Origin of the sequence: Halomonas binhaiensis (assembly GCF_008329985.2) — a bacterium.
GTDB classification, from domain to species: Bacteria; Pseudomonadota; Gammaproteobacteria; order Pseudomonadales; family Halomonadaceae; genus Halomonas; species Halomonas binhaiensis.
Window position 1 is genome coordinate 4,027,539 of record NZ_CP038437.2, and the last position, 21,827, is coordinate 4,049,365.

General features: G+C 59.4%; 17 protein-coding genes and 1 riboswitch. Of the genes, 9 read left to right on the plus strand and 8 right to left on the minus strand.

Annotated elements, in window-relative coordinates; translation table 11 throughout:
- The 3 genes from tal (at nt 1) to E4T21_RS17645 (ending at nt 4,113) form a co-directional block, all read left to right on the plus strand.
- Entirely contained in the window at nt 1-954 is a 954-nt protein-coding gene (tal, locus tag E4T21_RS17635) for a transaldolase (protein WP_149286277.1), read from the plus strand.
- Nucleotides 955-1,162: 208 nt separating this feature from the next.
- Nucleotides 1,163-3,217, plus strand: a complete 2,055-nt coding sequence (gene tkt, locus E4T21_RS17640; protein ID WP_149286278.1) for a transketolase — start codon at nt 1,163-1,165, stop codon at nt 3,215-3,217.
- A gap of 147 nt (nt 3,218-3,364) precedes the next feature.
- Nucleotides 3,365-3,549, plus strand: a riboswitch (FMN riboswitch).
- Between the two features lie 84 nt (nt 3,550-3,633).
- Nucleotides 3,634-4,113, plus strand: coding sequence for a 6,7-dimethyl-8-ribityllumazine synthase (locus E4T21_RS17645; RefSeq protein ID WP_149286279.1), 480 nt, complete (start codon nt 3,634-3,636; stop codon nt 4,111-4,113).
- An 82-nt stretch (nt 4,114-4,195) separates the two neighbouring features.
- On the opposite strand, the gene E4T21_RS17650 is transcribed toward E4T21_RS17645, so the two are convergent.
- From E4T21_RS17650 to E4T21_RS17660, 3 genes are all read right to left on the minus strand, one after another.
- Complete coding sequence (locus E4T21_RS17650; protein WP_149286280.1) at nt 4,196-5,881, minus strand: glycerol-3-phosphate dehydrogenase; 1,686 nt, start codon at nt 5,879-5,881, stop codon at nt 4,196-4,198.
- 32 nt (nt 5,882-5,913) lie between these two features.
- Nucleotides 5,914-7,500, minus strand: coding sequence for an FGGY-family carbohydrate kinase (locus tag E4T21_RS17655; protein WP_149286281.1), 1,587 nt, complete (start codon nt 7,498-7,500; stop codon nt 5,914-5,916).
- Between the two features lie 179 nt (nt 7,501-7,679).
- Nucleotides 7,680-8,666 (minus strand): sugar-binding transcriptional regulator, encoded by a 987-nt coding sequence (locus E4T21_RS17660; RefSeq protein ID WP_187775033.1) that lies wholly within the window; start codon nt 8,664-8,666, stop codon nt 7,680-7,682.
- 134 nt (nt 8,667-8,800) lie between these two features.
- On the opposite strand from E4T21_RS17660, the gene E4T21_RS17665 reads away from it, so the two are divergent.
- The 6 genes from E4T21_RS17665 to E4T21_RS17690 all read left to right on the plus strand — a co-directional run bounded on the left by E4T21_RS17665 (nt 8,801) and on the right by E4T21_RS17690 (nt 15,009).
- Nucleotides 8,801-9,598, plus strand: a complete 798-nt coding sequence (locus E4T21_RS17665; RefSeq protein ID WP_149286283.1) for a hydroxypyruvate isomerase family protein — start codon at nt 8,801-8,803, stop codon at nt 9,596-9,598.
- Between the two features lie 16 nt (nt 9,599-9,614).
- A complete protein-coding gene (locus tag E4T21_RS17670) occupies nt 9,615-10,424 on the plus strand; it encodes a triose-phosphate isomerase (protein WP_149286284.1) in 810 nt (269 codons plus the stop codon).
- A gap of 110 nt (nt 10,425-10,534) precedes the next feature.
- Entirely contained in the window at nt 10,535-11,185 is a 651-nt protein-coding gene (locus E4T21_RS17675; protein ID WP_149286285.1) for a DUF2291 family protein, read from the plus strand.
- Between the two features lie 11 nt (nt 11,186-11,196).
- Nucleotides 11,197-12,783, plus strand: a complete 1,587-nt coding sequence (locus E4T21_RS17680; protein ID WP_149286286.1) for a sugar ABC transporter ATP-binding protein — start codon at nt 11,197-11,199, stop codon at nt 12,781-12,783.
- A 27-nt stretch (nt 12,784-12,810) separates the two neighbouring features.
- Nucleotides 12,811-13,980: an ABC transporter permease gene (locus tag E4T21_RS17685; RefSeq protein ID WP_149286287.1), complete on the plus strand. Its 1,170-nt coding sequence runs from the start codon at nt 12,811-12,813 to the stop codon at nt 13,978-13,980.
- Between the two features lie 72 nt (nt 13,981-14,052).
- Nucleotides 14,053-15,009 carry a D-ribose ABC transporter substrate-binding protein gene (locus E4T21_RS17690; protein ID WP_149286288.1) on the plus strand — a complete coding sequence of 319 codons (957 nt, stop codon included), beginning with the start codon at nt 14,053-14,055 and terminating at the stop codon, nt 15,007-15,009.
- 106 nt (nt 15,010-15,115) lie between these two features.
- Here the strand turns inward: E4T21_RS17690 and E4T21_RS17695 are convergent, their stop codons facing one another.
- The 5 genes from E4T21_RS17695 to fabV all read right to left on the minus strand — a co-directional run bounded on the left by E4T21_RS17695 (nt 15,116) and on the right by fabV (nt 21,706).
- Nucleotides 15,116-16,696: an HAL/PAL/TAL family ammonia-lyase gene (locus tag E4T21_RS17695; RefSeq protein ID WP_240349212.1), complete on the minus strand. Its 1,581-nt coding sequence runs from the start codon at nt 16,694-16,696 to the stop codon at nt 15,116-15,118.
- On the minus strand, nt 16,689-18,305 hold the full coding sequence (locus E4T21_RS17700) for a BCCT family transporter (RefSeq protein WP_149286289.1): 1,617 nt from the start codon (nt 18,303-18,305) through the stop codon (nt 16,689-16,691). The genes E4T21_RS17695 and E4T21_RS17700 overlap by 8 nt, the downstream gene beginning before the upstream one ends.
- 345 nt (nt 18,306-18,650) lie before the next feature.
- Nucleotides 18,651-19,097, minus strand: coding sequence for an acetyltransferase (locus E4T21_RS17705; RefSeq protein WP_205423414.1), 447 nt, complete (start codon nt 19,095-19,097; stop codon nt 18,651-18,653).
- A gap of 106 nt (nt 19,098-19,203) precedes the next feature.
- Complete coding sequence (locus tag E4T21_RS17710) at nt 19,204-20,181, minus strand: GlxA family transcriptional regulator (protein WP_187775034.1); 978 nt, start codon at nt 20,179-20,181, stop codon at nt 19,204-19,206.
- Nucleotides 20,182-20,506: 325 nt separating this feature from the next.
- The gene (gene fabV, locus E4T21_RS17715; protein ID WP_149286291.1) at nt 20,507-21,706 is read right to left on the minus strand and encodes an enoyl-ACP reductase FabV; all 1,200 of its coding nucleotides are present in this window, start codon (nt 21,704-21,706) and stop codon (nt 20,507-20,509) included.
- Nucleotides 21,707-21,827: the final 121 nt, after the last annotated feature.

Genomic DNA, 21,827 nt, shown 5'->3' on the forward strand with positions numbered 1-21,827 from the left:
ATGTCATGCCTCGATGCCCTGCGCCAGCATTCCCTCGTTGTCGCCGACACCGGCGACCTCGACGCCATCAAGCGTTATCAGCCGCAGGATGCCACCACCAACCCATCGCTGATCCTCAAGGCCTTCAAGCTCCCCGGCTATCAAGAGCTGATCAATGACGTTCTCGGCCAGATAGACAACAGTGGCACTCTGGCGGACAGGGCAAGCCGGGCGGTGGATCACTTGTCCGTTGCCATGGGCAGCGAGATTGCCGCCCACATCCCTGGTCGCATTTCCACCGAAGTCTCGGCACGGCTTTCCTTCGATACCCAGGCCAGCATTCGCAAGGCCCACGAACTGATCGAGCGCTATCAGCAGCGAGGCATTGGGCGTGATCGGGTACTGATCAAGCTGGCCTCCACCTGGGAGGGTATTCGTGCAGCGGAGGTGCTGGAGAAGGAAGGTATTCAGTGCAACCTGACCCTGCTGTTCAGCGATGCCCAGGCTCAGGCCTGTTTCGATGCAGGCGTGTTCCTGATTTCTCCCTTTGTTGGCCGGGTCAGTGATTACTACAAGCAGGCCACAGGCAAGACATTCCAGGCTGACGAAGATCCCGGCGTGCGCTTCGTGCGCAGCGTATGCCAACGCGCCAGCAGCGGTGGCTACTCCACTGTCTTGATGGGCGCCAGCTTCCGTAGCGTGGAGCAGGTCCTGGCTCTGTCTGGCTGCCCACGACTGACGATTGCGCCGGAACTGCTGGAGCAGCTGGCCTCCAGCCAGGGCAATGCCGCTCGGGCCATCCCCTCCACCGAGCCCTTCTCACCGCTTGCTCAACCTATCGGACACAGCGACTTCCTGTGGCACCACAACGCCGATGCCATGGCCGTGGACCGCCTTGCCGACGGCATTCGCCGCTTTGCCGAAGACCAGAGCAAACTCGAAGCCCTGATCGCAGAACGACTCGCGAAGCCGTAAGCCATGAACACAAGCCGCGAGCATCGAGCTGCGAGTAACGAGCAGTCCAGTGCCGCTTGAAGCCCGTAGCTCGAAGCTCGAAGCCCGTAGCTCGAAGCCCGAAGCCCGTAGCTCGAAGCCCGTAGCCCGTAGCCCGTAGCTCGTAGCCCGTAGCCCGTAGCCCGTAGCTCGTAGCTCGTAGCTCGTAGCTCAAGACAATGGATTTCCCATGACGATTCGATTCCAGCTTGCCAATGCCATTCGCGCTCTATCCATGGATGCCGTCCAGAAGGCCAACTCCGGCCACCCTGGCGCCCCCATGGGTATGGCTGACATCGCTGAAGTGCTGTGGAACGATTACCTTGTCCACAACCCGAACGATCCCAAGTGGGCCGATCGTGACCGCTTCGTGCTGTCCAACGGCCACGGCTCCATGCTGTTGTACTCCTTGCTCCATCTGACCGGCTATGAGGACATGAGCCTCGAAGAGCTGCAGAACTTCCGCCAGCTCCATGCCAAGACCGCCGGTCACCCCGAATACGGCTACGCCGGTGGCATCGAAACCACCACCGGCCCTCTCGGCCAGGGCCTGGCCAATGCCGTCGGCATGGCCATGGCCGAACGCACCCTCGGCGCTCAATTCAACCGCCCTGGCCATGACATCGTCGATCACTACACCTACTGCTTCCTCGGCGATGGCTGCCTGATGGAAGGCATTTCCCACGAAGTGGCTTCCCTGGCCGGAACCCACAAGCTGGGCAAGCTGATCGCCTTCTATGACGACAACGGCATCTCCATCGATGGCGAAGTCGAAGGCTGGTTCACCGACGACACGGCCAAGCGTTTCGAAGCCTACGGCTGGCACGTGGTGCCTGCTGTCGATGGCCACAAGCCGGAAGAGATCAAGGCCGCCATCGACATGGCCCGGACTCAGGACGACCGCCCCAGCCTGATCATCTGCAAGACCGTGATCGGTTTCGGCGCACCCAACAAGCAGGGCAAGGAAGATTGCCATGGCTCGCCGCTGGGCGAGGCCGAAGTCGCCGCTGCACGTGAACAGCTCGATTGGCCCCATGCGCCCTTCCATATCCCCGAGCCGATCTACCAAGCCTGGGATGCCCTGGAGAAAGGCCGGGCGGCCCAAGAGGCCTGGCAGACCCGCTTCGACCGCTACGCCGAAGCGCACCCGGAATTGGCCAAGGAATTCCTGCGCCGCATGCAGGGCAAACTGCCCAGCGAACTGCCTACCGAGGCCATGCTGCAGAAGGCTCAGGACGACGCGGAAAGCATCGCCTCACGCAAGGCCTCGCTCAACTGCCTCAACACCTTGGGCCCGGCCCTGCCCGAGCTGCTCGGTGGCAGTGCTGACCTGGCACCGTCCAACCTGACGTTCTGGAACGGCGCCAAGGCCATCACTGGCGAGCTTTCTACACATCCTGCCGCAGGTTCTTCCCAAAACCCCGCCGCAGGCGCTTTCGACGGCAACTACCTGCACTACGGGGTACGCGAGTTCGGCATGGCGGCGATCATGAATGGCATCGCCCTGCATGGTGGCTTCATCCCCTATGGCGCGACCTTCCTGATCTTCATGGAATACATGCGCAACGCCGTGCGCATGGCGGCGCTGATGGGCAAGCAGGCCATCTATGTGTTCACCCATGATTCCATTGGTCTGGGTGAAGACGGCCCGACTCACCAGCCCATCGAGCAACTGACCAGCCTGCGCACAACACCAAATCTCAGCACCTGGCGTCCCTGCGATGCCACCGAGACCGCCGCGGCCTGGGGGGCGGCCATCAAGCGTCAATCCGGCCCCACCGCCTTGATCCTGTCGCGCCAGAACCTGCCGCATCAGCCGCGCACCAAGCAGCAATTGGCCGACATCCAGCGCGGTGGCTATGTGCTCAAGCACGAGGCCGATACACACCAGGGCAAGCCGGAGCTGATCCTGATTGCCACCGGTTCCGAAGTGACCCTGGCCATGGACGCTGCGGCCGAACTGGAAAAGCAAGGCCGTGCAGTGCGCGTGGTGTCGATGGCTTGCTGCGATGTGTTCGATCAGCAGGATGCTGGCTACCGCGAATCTGTAATGCCTAACGCGGTACGTGCACGCCTGGCCGTAGAGGCCAGCCACCGCGACTACTGGAGCAAATACGTCGGCCTCGATGGCGATGTCGTGGGCATGACCACCTTCGGTGAATCCGCCCCAGCGGGCGAACTGTTCAAGCACTTCGGCTTCAGCGTCGAGAATGTAGTGAAAAAGGCGCTAGCCCTAGTGAGCTGAGCCTCCTTGGCGCAGACTGATAGCAAGAGACTCGACGCGAACTGGCACACTCTTTAGAATGTGGTGCGTCGCAATATGTGCGGCAAATGGGTCAATAAGCTCGTTGGCATGACTCGTAAACAGAGTTTATGCACTCAGCTTGGCGACATAAGTTCTCAGGGCGGGGTGAAAGTCCCCACCGGCGGTGATCTCTCGAACGGCGCCACTTCAAGCGCGCCAGAGAGTCAGCCCGCGAGCGCCCTTCTGCCACCATGATGAACTGGCGGAAGGGGTCAGCAGATTCGGTGAGAATCCGAAGCCGACGGTGATAGTCCGGATGGAAGAGAACGGTAGCAAACGCTTGGCATTGCCTGGACAGGCGGTGTCAGCGTCGGCGTCCGCTTGCCCTGATTCTGGTGATTTGTAGAGGAAAAACCATGAATCAGCCTAATGCTAGTCAAACTCCCCGCATCGCCTTCATCCAGGCCAGCTGGCATGACGATATCGTCGGCCGTGCACGGGAATCCTTCATTGCCACCCTGGCCGAAAAGCATGCCATCGACGCTTCCCAGGTCGATGTATTCAGCGTTGCTGGTGCCTACGAGATTCCGCTTCAGGCCAAGATGCTGGCCAAGAGCGGCCGTTATTCCGCCATCGTTGGCGCCGGCTTCGTCGTGGATGGCGGTATCTATCGTCATGATTTCGTCGCCCAGGCAGTCATCGACGGCATGATGAAGGTCCAGCTCGACACCGAAGTCCCGGTGCTCTCCGTGGTGCTGACTCCCCACCACTTCCATGAGCATGCCGTGCACACCGAGTTCTTCCACGAGCACTTTGTGGTCAAGGGACGTGAAGCCGCCGATGCCTGCGCCTTGACGCTGGAAAACCAGCGCAAGCTCCAGCAGCTGTTCGTGTGATACAAGCTCGGGTTACTTTTCGGTACACCTGAAAAACGGCGCCGCAGGGGTAACCCCTGCGGCGCAAAAGAAGGCGTAAAGGTTATTCACTGACCACGCGCCTTTTCTCCTTTATCGTTACCCTATCAGCCGCACTTTTCTGTGCTTTCGCCCAAGCCCTGACCCGGGCAACCTCTTCATCATTCATTACCAGGTACAGCTTGGTGCGCCGCTCAAGCATGTCTTCTGCCGTGCAAGCCCACTCCTGCTCCATCAGGTAGCGTGCTTCCCGCGCGTATAGATCCGCCCCGAGCTGCTCCCCGAGGTCCTCATAGCCCTTGGCTTCCCCCAGAATCTGCCGGGCGATAGTGCCATACAGGCGCGCATAACGCTTGAGCGTGGCATGCTCAAGCCAAGGGTAATCATGTTCCAGACCAGCAAGAAAGGCGTCGAAATCAGCCCCGGGCATGTCGCCGCCGGGCAAAGGAGAAGCGTCATTCCAGGCCTCGCCCATCTCCGGGAAATAGGGGCGCAGTTTTTCCAGGCCATGCTCTGCCAGCTTGCGATAGGTCGTGATCTTGCCGCCGAACACTGACAACAGTGGCGCTTTACCGTCTTCATCGGTGATATCGAAGACATAATCCCGAGTCACCGCCGAGGGGTTCTCCCGCGAGTCATCGAACAAGGGACGAATGCCGGAGAAGCTGTCGAGGATATCGTCACGGCTGTATGGCTCGGCAAAGTAGCGGTTGACCACCCCCAGCAGGTAGTCGATTTCATTGTCATCGATCGCCACCTTGTCCGGATCACCTTCATAGACAATATCCGTGGTGCCTACCAGAAGCTTGTCGCCCTCGTAGGGATTGACGAAAATCACCCTCTTGTCATCGTTCTGCAGCAGGTAGGAGTTTGCGGTGGCATAGCGCTTGGGCACAATGATGTGACTGCCCTTGACCAGCTTGACGCGATCTCTGTCGGCTTCGCTCTTGTCCACACGCCCTTTGTCTGCATTGCCCTTGTCTATATTAACTTTGCCTGTATTAACTTCGCCTGCACTAACTTCGCCTGCATCGACTTTGTCTACGTTACCCAGGGCTCCCTTGAGCACCTGATCCACCCAGGGTCCCGCAGCATTGATCACCGCTCTGGCGCGTAGCCGAATGGTCTCTCCATTTGATTCGAGACCTCCGTCAGGATGACGGCAGCTCAGTTCGACCTGCCAGTAGTCGCCCTGACGCACGGCAGAAGCACAGGACGCACGGGTATGAACCTTGGCCCCTAGGCGCTGGGCATCCAGGGCGTTGAGTATCACCAGCCGAGCATCATCGACCCAGCAGTCCGCATACTCAAAGCCCTTGGGAAAATCGTCCTTGATCGCCTGGCCTTCGGGGCAGCGCAGCATGTTCAGACTGCGACTGCCGGGCAACAGGTCATCCTTGCCCCCCAGGTGATCGTAGAGAAACAGGCCTGCGCGAATCAGCCAGGCGGGGCGCTGTTCGGGGCTATGAGGTAACACGAAACGCATCGGCCAGATGATATGTGGCGCTTTCTTCAACAACACACTGCGCTCTCGCAAGGCCTCCCGCACCAGTCGAAACTCGTAGTATTCCAGGTAACGCAGCCCGCCATGCACCAGCTTTCCGCTACGTGATGAGGTGCCCTGGGCCAGGTCGTCCTTTTCACACAACACCACGGAGAGCCCTCGCCCTGCCGCATCCTGGGCGAAACCCGCACCGTTGATGCCTCCGCCGATCACCAGCAGGTCATAGAGAGGATCTTGTTCGCTCATCCACATGTCTCCTTCCGGACGCACATCCGGTTCTAAAACTCGGCAGTAACGCGCTCGAAATGGCGCCAGAAACCATCGGCATTGGCATAGGAACGGCGATAGACACCGAACATGCGCTCATAAAGGTTCTGCAGGTCGGGATCAGGCATGACCCTTTCTTCTGCCAGGAACGGCGTCACCCAGGTCTGGCAGGCATCCGCCAGAGTGCGGTGATGGCCCAAACTAAGGCTGGCCACCATGGCGGCTCCCGCCGCCCCCGTTTCATCCCGGGTCAATGTCCGCACCGGTACCCCCATGACAGCAGCAAGGATGCTGCATAGCGTCCGGGAGCGTGCCGCACCCCCGGTCAGACGCAGCTCCTCCGGGTGTGCTTCCAGTGCGTGATAGCAATCACGGGCAGCAAAAGCGACGCCTTCATAGATGGCACGCACCATATGCAACTGATGCGTACCACTGTCGAGCCCCAGGAATTGGGCCCGGGCGCGGGGGTTGAAGAATGGACCCCGCTCACCATTGGTACTTATGAAAGGGTGGTAGATGACCCGCCCTGGTTCCGTGCGGGCCAGAGCATCATCCAGGCGCGGCAGCAGACCCTCCGCATTGAGCGGAGTTTCCCCCAGGGCCTCGAGCATCTCGTTCAAGCCCTTGAGGAACCATTCAAGATTGAGCGTCGCCGCCATGTTCGAGCACAGCTGAACCCAGGTTTGCGGCGCCACACAGGGCATGGTGTAGCAGGACTGGTTGCTGAGCACGACATCACGCATGTCCTCGCGCACGGTGAGATGCGCCCCGGTGCTGCCGATGATGCTGCAGGCCACACGCTTGCCCGGCTCATAGACACCGGCACCCAATGCCGTAGCCAGCATGTCCACCGGCGCCAGCACCACCGGAAGCCCCGCTCGTACGCCAATGGCTCGGGCCACGTCAGCATTCAGCGCAGCATGCTCCTGACTGCCATCGACGATGGGAGGCAACAGGTCGCGATAGCGGGACAGGCCGAAGCCTTCCAGCACCTCTTCGCTATAGTCGCCACTACGGTAGTCGCCATAGGTCCACAGCGCTTCCGCCGGATCGGTGGCACGCTCTCCAGTGAGACAGAAGTACAGCCAGTCCTTGCAGTGGAAGACCGTGGCGGCCTTGGCCATCTGCTCAGGATGATGTGTCTCGAGCCAGGCCAGTTGGCCGCTCTGCAGTGACTGGTTGAGCCCTGTTCCCGTGCGCCGATAGGCTTCGGGGCCAGTCCGCGTGGCACGCCAGTGGGCAACGATGTCGCTGGAACGCTTGTCGAGCCAGAGCAAGGCATTCCCCACAGGATGACCTTCGGCGTCGATCATCCAGGTGCCATCGCCCTGACCGGTCACGGCAATGGCTGCCAGGCGAGGCACCAGTTGCGGATGCTCCCCGAGCAATGTGGTGAGCGTGGTCAAGGCGGCATCCCAGGTGCCGGAAAGGCTCTGCTCCACCCCGCCCGAAGCGGACTGATGAAGCTGATTACTGCATTGAGACTTGGCCAGTTCCTTGCCCTGGCCATCAAAAGCCACGGCCTTGATCACCGAGGTACCGGCATCCAGGCCGATGATCACATCGGTTTCCAGCGAAGCTGGCACTGTGCTTGGCATGCGCGTATCTCCCGCTTGTTTTTATCGCTGTCATTCTTTGTCGTCGTTCTAGTCGTCGTTGTTGTCTTTATCGCTTAATGGCTATCGTTCTGCTGACTGTCACGCTGATGACTATCGTTGCCTGCCTGGCATCGTTGCCTGCCTGACATTGCTGTCGCGCTCTCGGCGCTCCCCGGTCTTTATAGGGAGTCTGATGAAGCGTCTGCTGAGGCGAGAATCCGGCGAGCAACGGCTTCGTCGGTGATCAACCCCTTGAGCAGACCGCTGGCCAGCACTGCGCGGATCGCCTCGACTTTCTCTTCTCCCCCGGCTACCGCAACGATGTGGTGGCGACGGAGTTGCTCCATGGACAATCCCAGAGCACGCTCATTGATGCCGCACTCGACACGCTGTCCATGCGCATCCAGAAACTGGCCCAGGATCTCGGCCACGGCTCCCGCTTCGCGCAGGCTCTCCGCGGCGGCCTCGTCGATCTCCCCCAGTTCCATCAACAACGAATGCCCCATGTCCGGTACGGCACCGAGCCCGACCATGGTCAAGTCAGCCTGCACAGCAACCCCCATCACATCCTGGACACTGCGCTGAGCCATCAGCACTTCGCGATGCTGGGCGGTATCGGCGAACAGCGGCACGGGCAGCAGATAGCCTTCGCCACCGGTCTTGTCGACCAGCCGGTGGATGACGTCATAAGGGTTGAGGGACATCTTGCGCACCACGCTGCCGAGCACTGGCACCATGCGTACGGCGGAGCAATCCATCACCGGCAGGCAATTGACCATCTCTGCCAGACTGCGCCCCCAGCCCAGACCCAGTACGTCCACACCCCCAGATTCCAGGCGAGATTTCAGGTAATGCGCGGCAGCACGCCCCAGATTGGCCTGGGCATTTTCTGCCTCGGCAGGCAGCTCCGGCACCACGATGCAAGTTTCGAGGTCCATCTTCTCCTTGAGTCCATCCTCCAGGAGGATCAGGGCTTCCGGCGATCCTTCGATAAAGACCTGCACGGCGCCCATGTCATGGGCCATGGCCACCAGGCGGTGGACCTTCATCCGCGATACCCCAAGGCGATCCGCAATATCGGCCTGGGTATAACCCCCTACATAGGACAGCCACGCAGCACGCAGTGCCAAGTCGGCTTCGCTATGGTTTTCAGGTCTCGGTTTCACGTTCTTTAGTCTCGTTTTTTTCTGCTGCTTTGAAATTTTGTTCATTGGCTGTTAAAAATCACGTTAGTGAATCTTTGATAGCGAGTCAACGCCATCATCCATACCTGCACGGGGAACCCTGGACGGAGACCACCATGCTCAAGTTCGCCACCAACCTCACCTTCATGTTCACTGAGGTGCCTTTCCTGGAACGCTTCGCCATGGCGCGCGAGGCCGGTTTCCGTTATGTGGAGTTCCACAACCCTTATCCATTCTGCACAGACACCGACACCATCCGCGCGGCGGCAGAAAGTGCCGGTGTCCAGATAGCCCACTTCAACCTGCCTGGCGGAGACTGGGAAGCAGGAGAGCGTGGCATCGCGGTACTGCCCCAGCGCAGCGAGGAGTTTCGCCAAGGCGTCTCCAGCACCATTGCGACAGCCCAGCGCCTGGGTTGTCGCCAGCTCAACTGTCCGCTGGGCTATCCCGATGGGCAAACCTCTGCACAGCAACAGCAACACACCTTGATCGACAACCTGCGTTACGCGGCTCAAGCCACACAGGACGCGGGTATCACACTGCTGGTCGAGCCACTCAACCCGATCACCCACCCAGGCTATCCCCTGGTCAATACGACCCAGGCCATTGCGCTGCTCGAACAAGTGGATCACCCCAACCTGATGATTCAGCACGATTTCTATCAGATGCAGCGCTCTGAAGGGGAACTGACCGCCACCTTGAATCGTTACCTCGATCGCATCGGTTTCATTCAACTGGCCGACAACCCTGGGCGCCACGAACCCGGCAGCGGGGAAATCAACTACCGCCACCTGTTTGCCGAACTTGAACGGCTCAAGTTCGACCGGCTGATTTCTCTGGAATACAGCCCACGCACCAGCACGCTCGAGTCCCTGGGCTGGATCGAGGAATACGGCCTGTCACTCGCCCACTGATTAGCGGAGATTGCCCATGACAACGCCAAACGCAACATTTTGGATCGGCACCAGCTGGAAGATGAACAAGAACCTGAGCGAGGCTGCCCACTATGTCGAACAGATAGCCCAGGCCAGGATTTTCCATGATCCACGCCTGCAAGGGTTTGTGATCCCGCCCTTCACTGCCCTGGCCCAGGTGTGCCGTGATCTCGCTGGCAGTCCGATAAAAGTTGGTGCCCAGAACATGCATTGGGCAGAGAGCGGCGCCTTTACCGGCGAAGTCTCGCCAGGCATGGTCGCCGATTGCGGCGCCACGATCGTCGAGCTGGGCCACAGCGAACGACGCGAGTACTTCGCGGAAAACGATATCGACCTGAACCGCAAGGTCCACGCCGCCCTGAACAAAGGGCTGACCCCCTTGCTGTGCGTCGGTGAAACCAGCGAAGAAAAAGCCCTGGGCGCCGCTGCCGAAACGGTGGTACGCCAATGCCGCATGGCGCTGGCGGGTGTCGATGGCCATGACCTGGACCGGGTGTTGATTGCCTACGAACCCGTATGGGCCATTGGCGAGAACGGCGTCCCAGCCAGTGCCGAATATGCTGCCCACATGCATCGCCAGATCCGTCAGTCACTGCCGACCAACTCCCGGGGTGAACCGCTGACCGTGCTCTATGGAGGCAGCGTCAACGCCGAGAATTGCGAGGAACTGGCCGCACTGGACGATATTGGTGGCCTGTTCATCGGCCGTAGCGCCTGGCAGGCGGAAGGCTTGGTGGATATCGCCACCCGGGCATTGGGTGCACGTTTCGGTGCCCACAATATGCCCACGACCAACACAGCGTAATCCTGGGTCTGAAATCCAGCTCAGCCTCAGTAACTGGATGCATTGGCGAACCTGACAACCCAATCCATCACTCATTTCATAACTCATTTCATAACAACAGAGGTCGCAACATGAGCACGTACGCCAGTCTCAGTCCGCTGCCCACGAAGAAGCGTCGGCGAGTTGTCGGAATCGCCATCGTTGCCGTGCTCCTTGGCGCCATGGCACTGGACACCAAGATCGTGAAAATCGGCTCCGAAGCAGATAGCCGCCAGGCAGGCTTTTCCGCCGAGAGCTTTGGTGCCGAACAGTTTCCATTGATTCGTGACGATGTCAGTTCCCGCGCGGTCGATGCCGTCACCCTGGCCAATGCCATCAGCACAGACCAGCAGGCCGCCAGCGAGCAATACGGTGTCGCCACCGATATCGGTCCTGTCATGCCGGTGTCATTCAACGGCGTCGTCGGAGAAGGCAAGTCCGGTATCTACAACATCGAGGTCGAAGGCCTGCCGGATTCCCTGGGCATTCGTCTGCAGACCGGCCCTGCCATCAACGGCACGGACCTGCGCGATGCGACCGGCACCATCAAGTTTGGCCAGTTCACCAACCAGATCGAGTATCAGAACGCCGGATCTGCCATCAACAACGAGATGAAGAAGCAATTGCTGGCGGACATTGACACCTCAAGCCTGAGCGGCAAGAGCATCAGCGTCATTGGGGTATTCAAGTTGATCAACCCAGACAACTGGCTCGTCACTCCGGTCAGTCTCGAACTCCAGTGAGGCCTTCGATCATGACCCATGCATCCTTGACCGACCCACAGCAGAACGATTCGACCCAGCCCTCTTTCCTCGACGAAGGCAAGATCGGCGACCCTATCCTCTCGGCACGAAACATCGCCAAATCCTTCGGTAATGTGCATGCCCTGAAGACGGTGAACTTCGATATCCATCGTGGTCAGGTCACCACGCTGTTTGGCGAGAACGGTGCCGGAAAGTCCACCTTGATGAAGATTCTTTCCGGTGTCATGCAGCCCACTTCCGGCGACATTCTCCTCGAAGGCCAGCCGGTGCACTTCGCTTCCACCACCGAAGCCCAGCTCCATGGCGTGTCGATCATCCACCAGGAACTGAGCCTGGCACCCAACCTGAATGTACGCGACAACATCTTCATGGGACGTGAGCTGATCGGCCCCATGGGCGTGGACTTTGCCGAGGAAGAACGTCAGACCCGCCTGCTGATGGAAGAGCTGGACGAGCCGATAGATCCGCTGACGCCAGTGGAGGAACTGCGCCTGGGGCAGCAGCAGATTGTCGAGATTGCCCGTGCGCTATCGACCAAGTCTCGCATCCTGATCATGGACGAACCCACCTCTGCGCTGTCTGCTTCGGAAGTGGAAGTGCTGTTCCGGGTCATCGCCGACCTCAAGCAACGCGGCGTGTCCATCGTCTATATCTCTCACCACCTGGAAGAGGCACTGCAGATCACCGACCACGCTGTCGTGTTGCGCGATGGCAGCATGACGGCCTACGCCCCGCGCCAGGACATCGACCTCGAGTGGATCGTGCGCAACATGGTGGGCGAAGGGTTTGATCTTGGCTCTCCACCCAGTGGCTACGACATGGGCGAGATAGCCCTGTCCCTGCAGGACATCAGCGTGACCGACCCGACAAATCCTGATCGAGCCCTGGTCAACCAGCTGTCACTGGACCTGCGCGCGGGAGAAATCGTCTGTATCTACGGCCTGATGGGTGCTGGACGCACCGAATTGCTCGAAAGCGTCGCCGGACGCATGCCCATCAGTGGCGGCAGCGTTCTGCTTGGCCCTCACGATGTCTCCCAGCTGACCATCGCACAGCGTATCGAGCAGGGCCTGGTACTGGTACCGGAAGATCGCCAACGCGATGGTCTGGTGCAGACCATGCCAGTGGGCCAAAACCTGTCGCTGGCCAGCATTGGCGCCTTCACCCGTGGGCTTTTCACTTCCGTGGCTCGGGAAATGGAAGTGATCGAGGACTCCATTCGCAACGTGCATATCAAGACCGACGGTGGCAGCGCCGAGATCGGCAGTCTTTCCGGAGGCAACCAGCAGAAGGTGGTGATCGGCAAGATGCTGGCCACGCATCCGCGCGTGGTGATGCTCGATGAACCCAGCCGCGGCATCGACATCGGCGCCAAGGCGGAAGTGTTCAAGCTGCTGGCCGAAGGTGCCAGGCAGCAAGGCCTGGCCGTGCTCTATTCCACCTCGGAAGTCGGCGAGTGCCTGAGCATCGCCCACCGCATCCTGGTGATGAGTCGCGGAAGTATCGTCGCCGAGTTCTCGGCCGACGTCACCAAGGAACAGATCATGGCTGCCTCCGGTGAGTCCGTGGCCGCCTGAACCTTTGAATCAGCGGAGTGCAAGACAATGTCCAACAACAGCCCAGCCGCAACCCACGCGAAACCGTCCACGACACAGGCGCGCCCTCAGAAAGGTTTCGACCTGGCCCGTCTGCTTCTTGATGGACGCGCCTTCTTCGCCCTGATTGCGATCATCATCATTTTTTCCGCGCTATCGCCGGTTTACTTTTCCGCCAGCAACTTCCTGACCATGTCGTCCCATGTGGCGATATTCGGCCTGCTGTCCATCGGCATGCTGCTGGTCATCCTGACCGGTGGCATCGATCTCTCGGTGGGCTCGACCCTGGGGTTGGCAGGCGTCTTCGCTGGCTTTCTGATGCAGGGTGTGTCCTTCGAAGCTTTCGGCGTGATGGTCTATCCGCCGGTGTGGGTTGTGGTCATCCTGACCTGCGCGCTTGGCGCCTTCATCGGTGCCATCAATGGCGTGCTGATTGCCTATTTCAAGGTGCCTGCCTTCGTCGCCACCCTGGGGCTGCTGTATGTCGCCCGTGGTGCTGCACTGCTGATGACCGATGGCCTCACCTACAACAACCTGAGCGGAGACCCGGCCCTGGGCAATACCGGCTTCGACTGGCTCGGTTTCAATCGCCTGCTGGGCGTGCCGGTAGGCGTCTGGGTACTGGCTGCCGTTGCCATCCTGTGCATGCTGGCACTGAATCGCACCCCCTTCGGCCGCTGGGTCTATTCCACCGGAGGCAATGCCCGTGCCGCAGAGCTGTCCGGTGTGCCGGTCAAGAAGGTCAAGGTCACGGTCTACGTGCTATCCGGCATTTGCGCAGCCCTGGCTGGCCTGGTGCTGTCCTCTCAGTTGACCTCTGCCGGCCCGACTGCCGGCACCACCTATGAACTGACGGCCATCGCAGGCGTGGTCATCGGCGGTGCCGCCCTGACGGGCGGGCGCGGCAATATCCGCGGCACTCTGCTGGGTGCTTTCGTCATCGGCTTCCTTTCCGATGGGCTGGTGATCATCGGTGTGTCGGCCTACTGGCAAACCGTGTTCACCGGCACTGTCATTGTGCTTGCCGTCATGCTCAACAGCGTCCAGTACAGCGGCCGCAAGGCCAAGAACTCGTCCAAGGACACCTCGCAGAAGACACCACAAGACGAGGAACCTGGAACGACACATGCCCACCACGGCAGTAGTCAGGCAACGTCACGGACTGCCAAGGCAACGTGACCCCTCGACCACTGTCATCACTTGCATCATGTGTACGACCACTGACAACCACAAACCAGAAGGTGTATCGCTATGCTCATGAAAGGAAAGCGTCTGCTGATCGCAGCTCTCGCCATTGCCACCCCACTGATGGTGGGTACCGCCAGTGCCCAGGACAAGGGGCTGATCTCGATCATCGTCAATGACTCATCCAATCCCTACTGGTTCACCGAAGGCGAGGTGGCCAAGAAGACGGCCGAGGAACTCGGCTATCAGGCCCATGTCAGCTCTCATGTCGGTGATACCAACAAGGAAAGCAACCAGGTCGACACCGCCATTACCAACCAGGCCAAGGCCATCATTCTCGATCCGGCCAATGCCGACGGTTCCATCGGCGCGGTACGCAAGGCAGTGAATGCCGGTATTCCCGTATTCATCGTCAATGCAGAAATCAACCAACAGGGGCTGGCCAAGGCGCAGTTCGTTTCCAACAATGCCCAGGGTGCAGCCATCGGGGCCCAGCAATGGGTCGAAAGCGTCGGCGATGAAGCCAACTATGTGGAACTGAAAGGAGCACCCTCCGACAACAATGCGGCGACCCGCTCCAATGGCTTTGAAACCGTGCTCAGCCAGTACCCCGACCTGACCAGAGTCGCTGGAGACGTAGCCAACTGGGACCGCACCCAGGGCTATAACAAGATGCAGAGCATGCTGCAGGCCAACCCGGATATTCAGGGGGTGATCAGCGGCAACGATGAAATGGCCTTGGGGGCCATCGCTGCACTCAAGGAGTCTGGCCGCCTGGATGGCGTCGTGGTCGGTGGTTTTGATGGCTCTCCGGATGCCATCGAGGCAATCAAGTCCGGCGAACTGGCCTACACCGTACTGCAGCCTGTCGCCATCTTTGCCGAGGAAGCCGTGCGCCTGGCCGATACCTTCATCAACACCGGGGAAACAGGCCTGGAGAATGAGAAGAAGCTGTTCAACTGCATCCTGGTCACCCAGGACAACGTGGACAAGTACAGCTCACCTTTCGTGCTCGACCAGTAGCACTGAGACAGCAGTGCTCGATCAGTAGCACTGGGACAGCAGTGTTCGGTCAGTAGTTTGTCAGCAGTCTCGAACGCCCCCGATTGGGGGCGTTCTTCATCTGGATTCAGCCGACATAGCCGGCGAACGGGCTCAGGCTATGCGGGTGCCTTAGCCAGGCGTGCAAGTTCTCGATATCCCGGTGCAAGGGATGTTCTTCCATGTAATAGGCCACCTGTTCACGGATCAGTCTCCGCGCCAGCTCCGTTCCCGAAGCAAAGCCCGGTGCTTCAATCAGGTCGAGCGCCTGGGCAGCAAGCAGCATTTCGATGGCGAGGATCTGATAGGTGTTCTCCAATGCCTGATCCAGCTTCAGCGCTGCACTCTCGCCGAAGCTGAGATGGTCTTCCTGCAGTCCTGATGTCAGGAAGTTGTCGACCACTGCCGGCTGGGCCAGGCGTTTGTTGTCTGCAGCCAGGGAAGCTGCCGTGTATTGGGCAATCATCATGCCCGACTTGATACCGCCTTCCCGCGTCAGGAAGGCAGGCAGGTCATTGGCCTGGGGAGTCACCAGGCGATAACTGCGGCGTTCGGACATCGAGCCCCACTCGGCCACTGCCATGGCCAGCACGTCACAGGCCATGGCCACGGAAGCACCATGGGGGTTGGCCTGGGAAACAATTCGGTAGTGGCCATCTTCTGCGATGACCAGGGGATTGTCGGTCGCTGACTGCAGTTCAAGATCGATCTGGCGCGTGGCATGCTCCCATTGATCTCGGCAGGCACCATGTACCTGGGGCATCGAACGCAGGCTGAGCGCATCCTGCAGATGGTCTCCCTGGCACTGCTCCAACCATGGACTATCCGTCAGCAGACGGCGCAGTATCCCTGCGGAATGCTGGACCCCGGGGTGGCGCTTGAGCCCTGTCACCGCCGGGTCCAGTGCATCACGCTGGCCGCGCAGTGCCTCGAAGCTCATTGCCCCGGCAACCTCGGCCCAATCCGCGACACGCGCCGCATCGTCCAGCACCAGGCAGGCCAGCCCTGTCATGGCAGGCGTCCCATTGACCAGACTCAGGCCATCTTTCGGCCCCAGTTCCAGTGGCGTGATAGCGTGTTGACGCAGCACCTCGGACGCCGCCATCCGCCCGCCTTCGACCAGCACTTCTCCCTCGCCGATCAGCACCAGGCCGATATGGGCCATATGCGTGAGATAACCTACGGAGCCTCGGGACGGCACCCACGGCACGATGTTGGCATTGAGCAGCTGGACAAGCCTTTCGACCAATGCCGGACTGATACCAGAATGGCCATGAGAGTAGTTGATGACGGCACAGCACATGATGGCGCGGACCTGATCCTCACGCAGGGGGGCACCGACACCGCAGGCATGGCTCATCAACGTATGCTTCGACAGGCTCGATAGCGCTTCACGTTCCAGCACCACATGGCACAGAGCACCAAGCCCGGTGTTGATGCCATAGTGAGGCACTGTACTGGCCGCAACCTGCTCAACGACGTCTCGGGCTTGCTGCACTCTTTCCCGACAAGCGCGAGACAACACCAGGGGAGCCGCATGGCGGGCAACATTCACCACATCCCGCCAGGACAAGGGAATATCGCCAATCACAACCTGCTGGTCCATCCGCTCATACTGGTCCATCTTCTTCTGCTTGCCCGACATCATTTGCATGGATACATCACTCATTGCGAGCTCCTTGCGTCGCGACGCGGCCGTCTGGCTCAGCATCCGCCTCGGGGACGCCCTTGATATGTCCGTGGAGCACCTTGGCTGCCGATATCAGGATCAGTGCAAACAGGAACACCACCGTAAAGCCACCGGCTGCCGCCAGGTACTTGATGCCATCGACACCTTGAGCACCACCGCCAAAGGCCACCATCAGATAGGCAATGGCGCTGATCGACAGCCCCCAGATGACCTTCTGGCTTCTGGGTGATTCCTCATCCGCGGTGATGTTCCGCGTGCAGATGGTCGCAATGGTGGCCGACATGGAGTCCGCTGCCGTGGCGAAGGAAAGAATCAACGTGAATATCGCCATCGGCACCAGCAACCCGGACAGCGGAATGTTCTGCAGAAAGCCCCACAACCCCGACACCGCGCCATGCTCCTGCACCACGGAGATCAGGTCGAGCGTGCCATCGAGCTGCCACTTCAATGCCGAGCCACCCCAGATGGCGAACCAGACGATGCCAAAGGCGGAAGGCAGCACCCAGTTGATAATCAGGAATTCACGCAGGGTTCGGCCGTAGGAAATGCGCGCCAGAAACAATCCCATCAATGGTGCGTAGGCGACCCAGATGGCCCAGTCATACATCGTCCACCAGGTCACCAGCGCTTCACCACCGGATTCCTTGGTGTCGAATGACCAGCTCAGCAGATGATTGAGCCAATAGCCGAAACTGGTCGTGGATAGGCTGAGAATGTAGGTCAGAGGCCCCACCACGATCAGGATGGCCAGGAATGCGTAGAACACATAGGCATTGATCGATGACAGCCAGCGAATGCCTCGCTTGAGCCCTGATACTGCGGAAATCACGAAGATACTGGTGATCACCAGCGTCAGTACCAGCCAGGTGACAGGGTTGGAGGCAATGCCGTATTGCGCCTGGATGCCGGAGCCGATAAGCGCCAGGCCAGCGCCCATGGAAGATGCCAACCCCAGGGTGATAGCCAGCACCGAAATCACATCGATGAGGCCTCGCACCCAGGGTGCATCGCCGTGGCGGCCAAGCACTGGAGCGACCGTGGCGGATATCGAGAAGCGCATGCCACGGTTGTAGTGCATGTAGCCAATCATCAGGCCAACGATCGAGTAGATGGCGTAGGGGATGAAACTCCAGTTGTGGAAGCTGCGAGCCATGGCAAAGACGGCCGCGTCATTGCTGCCGGCGGCAAAGCTCTGCTGGCTGAGCTCACCATAGATATTGCCCAGGTAGATGACCGGCTCATTGACCGCATATGTCACCACACCGGTGGCAATCCCTCCGGTCAGTGCCATGGCGAAGGTCGCTGGCATGGAAAACCGGGGCTTGGCGTGCTCTCCCCCCAGGCGGATGCGCCCTGCCCGGGAAAAGAAGAACACGCAAGTGATCACCAGGGCCGATACCGCGATCAGCTGATACAGCCAACCGAAGTCGGATAACGATATGTAGAAAATCTTCCGCGTGATTTCCACCAGCAACTCGTTATTCGTCATGCCGACAATCACGGCCAGGATGACGATGGAAAAGACCGGAAAAAACACCTTCTTGTTGAGAGATTTCTTGTCGGGCAGCTTGTTGTCATTGTTCGGCATGCGAAGGATTCCTTGCAGCACGGCCGAGAGGCGTCGTCGAACCACCCTCGGCATGGGTCAGTGGGCCTGTCGATGCTACATACGCAGCACAATATGTATATACATTAAGATGAAATCGACCGCCATTATTTTTTCCTAGACACAAAATCGGCAGGAAACACCCCGGGAGACCAAGGGCGGCATGCTTGAGCCCGCACTTATGTATATACATATAGAGGAGAATCCAGAACATCTCTCTGGATTCGTCAGATGGGGAGATCACGAAAGACCATGGAATCGACGTGCGTCAGTCGTTATGGCTGCAGCATCATTGATTCAGCTGTTTCTGATTCGTCCGTTACTGGCTCATTCGTTACTGGGATAGCGCAAGTGAATCAGCGGATAGGGGCGCCCCTGATCGTCGGTAGTGGAACGCCCCGTACGCTGAAATCCCATGCGCTCATAGAAACCCACTGCCTGGACATTCTGTTCATTGACGTCAGTGCTCAGCGCAGGACACAGACTCAGGCCATGCTCGACCAGAGCTCGCCCCACACCGGCCCCGCGGTGCTCGGGATCCACAAACAAGGCATCCATGTGGCAGTCCGTGAGCAACATGAAGCCAAGCCCCCTATCCTGGCTGTCGACGGCCAGCCATAAGGGAGCATTCGGCAGGAATCTCTCCAGCTCCTGCTCTATATCGTGTCGGTCCTGCTCGGAAAGGAAATCGTGAGTCGCATCCACGGCTCCCCTCCAGATTCGCATGGCGCATTGTCCATCCGCAGCAGTCGAGCGACGAAACTTGATAGCCATGGTCTTCATTCCTTGAAGCTTCCTCAGCGTCAATGGGTGGTAATCCTGGCTGGCAGTAGTCCCGGCGGGTGGCAACCCCGGTTGGTGGCAATCAGCGGAGCAAGAATCAGCCCAGTCGCTCTTCCCTTGGCGTCATGCCAAAGTGGTTGCGATAGGCGGTGGAGAAATGGGCAGCAGAGGAAAACCCTGTCTGCAGGGCAATTTCTCCAGCCGGTCGATCACTTTCACGCAGCATGCGCCGGGCTTTCTGCAAGCGCAGATCAAGATAATAGCGACTCGGCACTGACTTCAGGTATTTCTTGAACAAGCGTTCCAGCTGACGGCGGGAAATCCCGAGGTGTTCGGACAGTTCATGGGTCGTCAACGGCTCTTCAATGTTGGCTTCCATCAACTGGACCGCCTCGATCAAGCTCTCCGGGGCATGAGCCAGGCGTGAACGCAAAGGCACCTGCTGAGGCTCATCGCCCATGCGGATGCGTTCCATGACGAAGTATTCCGAGATCCGCGTCGCCAGCGCCGGACCATGCTGACTTTCCACCAGGGTAATCATCATGTCCATGGCCGCAGTACCTCCCCCGCAGGTAATGCGATCACGATCAATCTCGAACAACTGCTGGGAAAGGCGCACCCGGGGATGAGCCTGTGCGAAAGCCTCAAAGCGCTGCCAGGGCAAGGTGGCATGATAGCCATCCAATAGCCCAAGCCGCGCCAGTGCCTCGGTGCCGCCCCCAATTCCCCCCAGCACGACGCCAGCCGCGGCCAGGCGCTTGAGCCAGGCTGCCAGCTCGTCGGGTATTCCTGCCGGCAGCTTGGCCGGCCCGCAGACCAGCACCATGTCAGGCTGCACCGGAGAGTCATCAATGGAGGCTTTAGGTTGCACGGTTTGCTGTGAAGCACTGGTCACCGTCTCGCCAGAACAGGAATAGCTGGTCAGACGATAGAGTGTCTTGCCATACAACAGGTTGGCCACATGCAGAGGTTCAGTGGCGCAGGCATGAGCCAGCAGGGAGAACCCGGGCATCACCACAATTCCCACCTGGCGCAACAATGCCGGTGAACGAGTGGTGATCGAAGGGTTGGGCATGGGAAAATCTCAAAATAATGCTGGCGATAAACCCATTCTACGTTAGCCGAGCGCATACATCAGCGCTGATTCACTTTGTGCATAAGGTACACCGCCGGAGGCATATCCGGCGGCGTACAGGAAGCGTTGCATAAATGTCTGCGCAGCCCAATCACCACGTTGCGCGGTGCGCGGAATCCTCGCATATAACCCATATGCTCCGACTCCTGTGCTCCGTGCGCCTTGCGCTTGGGCATGCTCGTCGATTTATTCGCGCTTTCTTAGCGTGGCGCTATCGATATCGGTCACGAGCAGATTGTGCCATCAGCGCTTGCCATGATGCGTTTTACAGCTGGACGACGTCGAAGTTCACCTCCGGATTGACATCCGCGTCGTAATCCACGTCCTTGCGCTCGAAGCCGAACAGCTTGAGGAACTCATGCTTGTAGCCGGAATAGTCGGTAATGGTGGACAGGTTCTCGGTGGTGACCTTGGCCCACAGGTCCTTGCAGGCCTGCTGAACATCGTCACGCAGCTCCCAATCGTCCAGGCGCAGGCGGCCATGGTCATCGGTCGCCAGGCCCAGGCCGCCATAGAGACGTTCGCCGAACAGGCGATTGAGCTGCTCGATGGTACCCTCGTGGATATCCTGTTCCTTCATGATCTTGTAGACCATGGCGATATATAGCGGCATCACAGGAATGGCGGCACTGGCCTGGGTCACTACCGACTTCAGCACGGCCACGTTGGCACCGCCGCCACTGGTCTTGAGAGACTCATCGATGGCAGCAGCAGCACGATCGAGGTCTTCCTTGGCTTTGCCCAATGCTCCATGCCAGTAGATCGGCCAGGTGATTTCGGTACCGATATAGCTGAATGCCACACTGCGGGCGCCTTCAGCCAGCACACCGGCCTCGGCCAATGCCTTGATCCACAGTTCCCAGTCCTCGCCACCCATCACCGCGATGGTATCTTCGATTTCCTGCTCGGTAGCCGGCTCCACCGATGCCTCGATGATGGTGTCCTTGTTGGTGTCGATGGCGGTCGCGGTGTAGGTTTCGCCGATGGGCTTGAGGCTGGAACGCTTGAGTTCTCCTGTATCCGGCAGTTTGCGCACCGGAGATGCCAGGGAGTAGACCACCAGGTCGATCTGTCCCATATCCTGCTTGATCAGTTCAATGGCCTTGTCACGAGCTTCATGGGAGAAGGCATCACCATTGATGGACTTGCTGTACAGTCCTTCGGCCTTGGCAAACTTGTCAAAAGCGGCAGAATTGTACCAACCCGCAGTACCCGGCCTGCTTTCGGTGCCAGGCTTTTCGAAGAACACCCCGAGCGTGTCAGCTCCATAGCCAAAGGCGGCAGTGATACGCGCAGACAGACCATAGCCACTGGATGCTCCGATCACCAGCACCTTCTTCGGCCCCTTGGACGTATCGAGACCACGGGCACGTGTCGCCTCGATCTGCTCGAGAACATTCTTCTCGCAGCCGACAGGATGGGTTGTGGTGCAGATAAAACCGCGGACCTTGGGCTTGATGATCACGACATACCTCTTCGTTCTACGCGGTTCCCTGCGAGAACCGCTTTACTCAAATAGGAAGTGGAAACCGCTTCCCTCTGTATTGGTGCAATAACGTATTGATGCAATAACGCGTTAATGCGTC

Excerpts from the sequence above, each read along its gene's own strand:
- tal (WP_149286277.1), top strand. The coding sequence starts at position 1 with ATGTCATGCCTCGATGCCCTGCGCCAGCATTCCCTCGTTGTCGCCGAC.
- tkt (WP_149286278.1), top strand. The coding sequence starts at position 1,163 with ATGACGATTCGATTCCAGCTTGCCAATGCCATTCGCGCTCTATCCATG.
- E4T21_RS17645 (WP_149286279.1), top strand. The coding sequence starts at position 3,634 with ATGAATCAGCCTAATGCTAGTCAAACTCCCCGCATCGCCTTCATCCAG.
- E4T21_RS17650 (WP_149286280.1), bottom strand. The coding sequence starts at position 5,881 with ATGAGCGAACAAGATCCTCTCTATGACCTGCTGGTGATCGGCGGAGGC.
- E4T21_RS17655 (WP_149286281.1), bottom strand. The coding sequence starts at position 7,500 with ATGCCAAGCACAGTGCCAGCTTCGCTGGAAACCGATGTGATCATCGGC.
- E4T21_RS17665 (WP_149286283.1), top strand. The coding sequence starts at position 8,801 with ATGCTCAAGTTCGCCACCAACCTCACCTTCATGTTCACTGAGGTGCCT.
- E4T21_RS17670 (WP_149286284.1), top strand. The coding sequence starts at position 9,615 with ATGACAACGCCAAACGCAACATTTTGGATCGGCACCAGCTGGAAGATG.
- E4T21_RS17675 (WP_149286285.1), top strand. The coding sequence starts at position 10,535 with ATGAGCACGTACGCCAGTCTCAGTCCGCTGCCCACGAAGAAGCGTCGG.
- E4T21_RS17680 (WP_149286286.1), top strand. The coding sequence starts at position 11,197 with ATGACCCATGCATCCTTGACCGACCCACAGCAGAACGATTCGACCCAG.
- E4T21_RS17685 (WP_149286287.1), top strand. The coding sequence starts at position 12,811 with ATGTCCAACAACAGCCCAGCCGCAACCCACGCGAAACCGTCCACGACA.
- E4T21_RS17690 (WP_149286288.1), top strand. The coding sequence starts at position 14,053 with ATGCTCATGAAAGGAAAGCGTCTGCTGATCGCAGCTCTCGCCATTGCC.
- E4T21_RS17695 (WP_240349212.1), bottom strand. The coding sequence starts at position 16,696 with ATGAGTGATGTATCCATGCAAATGATGTCGGGCAAGCAGAAGAAGATG.
- E4T21_RS17700 (WP_149286289.1), bottom strand. The coding sequence starts at position 18,305 with ATGCCGAACAATGACAACAAGCTGCCCGACAAGAAATCTCTCAACAAG.
- E4T21_RS17705 (WP_205423414.1), bottom strand. The coding sequence starts at position 19,097 with ATGGCTATCAAGTTTCGTCGCTCGACTGCTGCGGATGGACAATGCGCC.
- E4T21_RS17710 (WP_187775034.1), bottom strand. The coding sequence starts at position 20,181 with ATGCCCAACCCTTCGATCACCACTCGTTCACCGGCATTGTTGCGCCAG.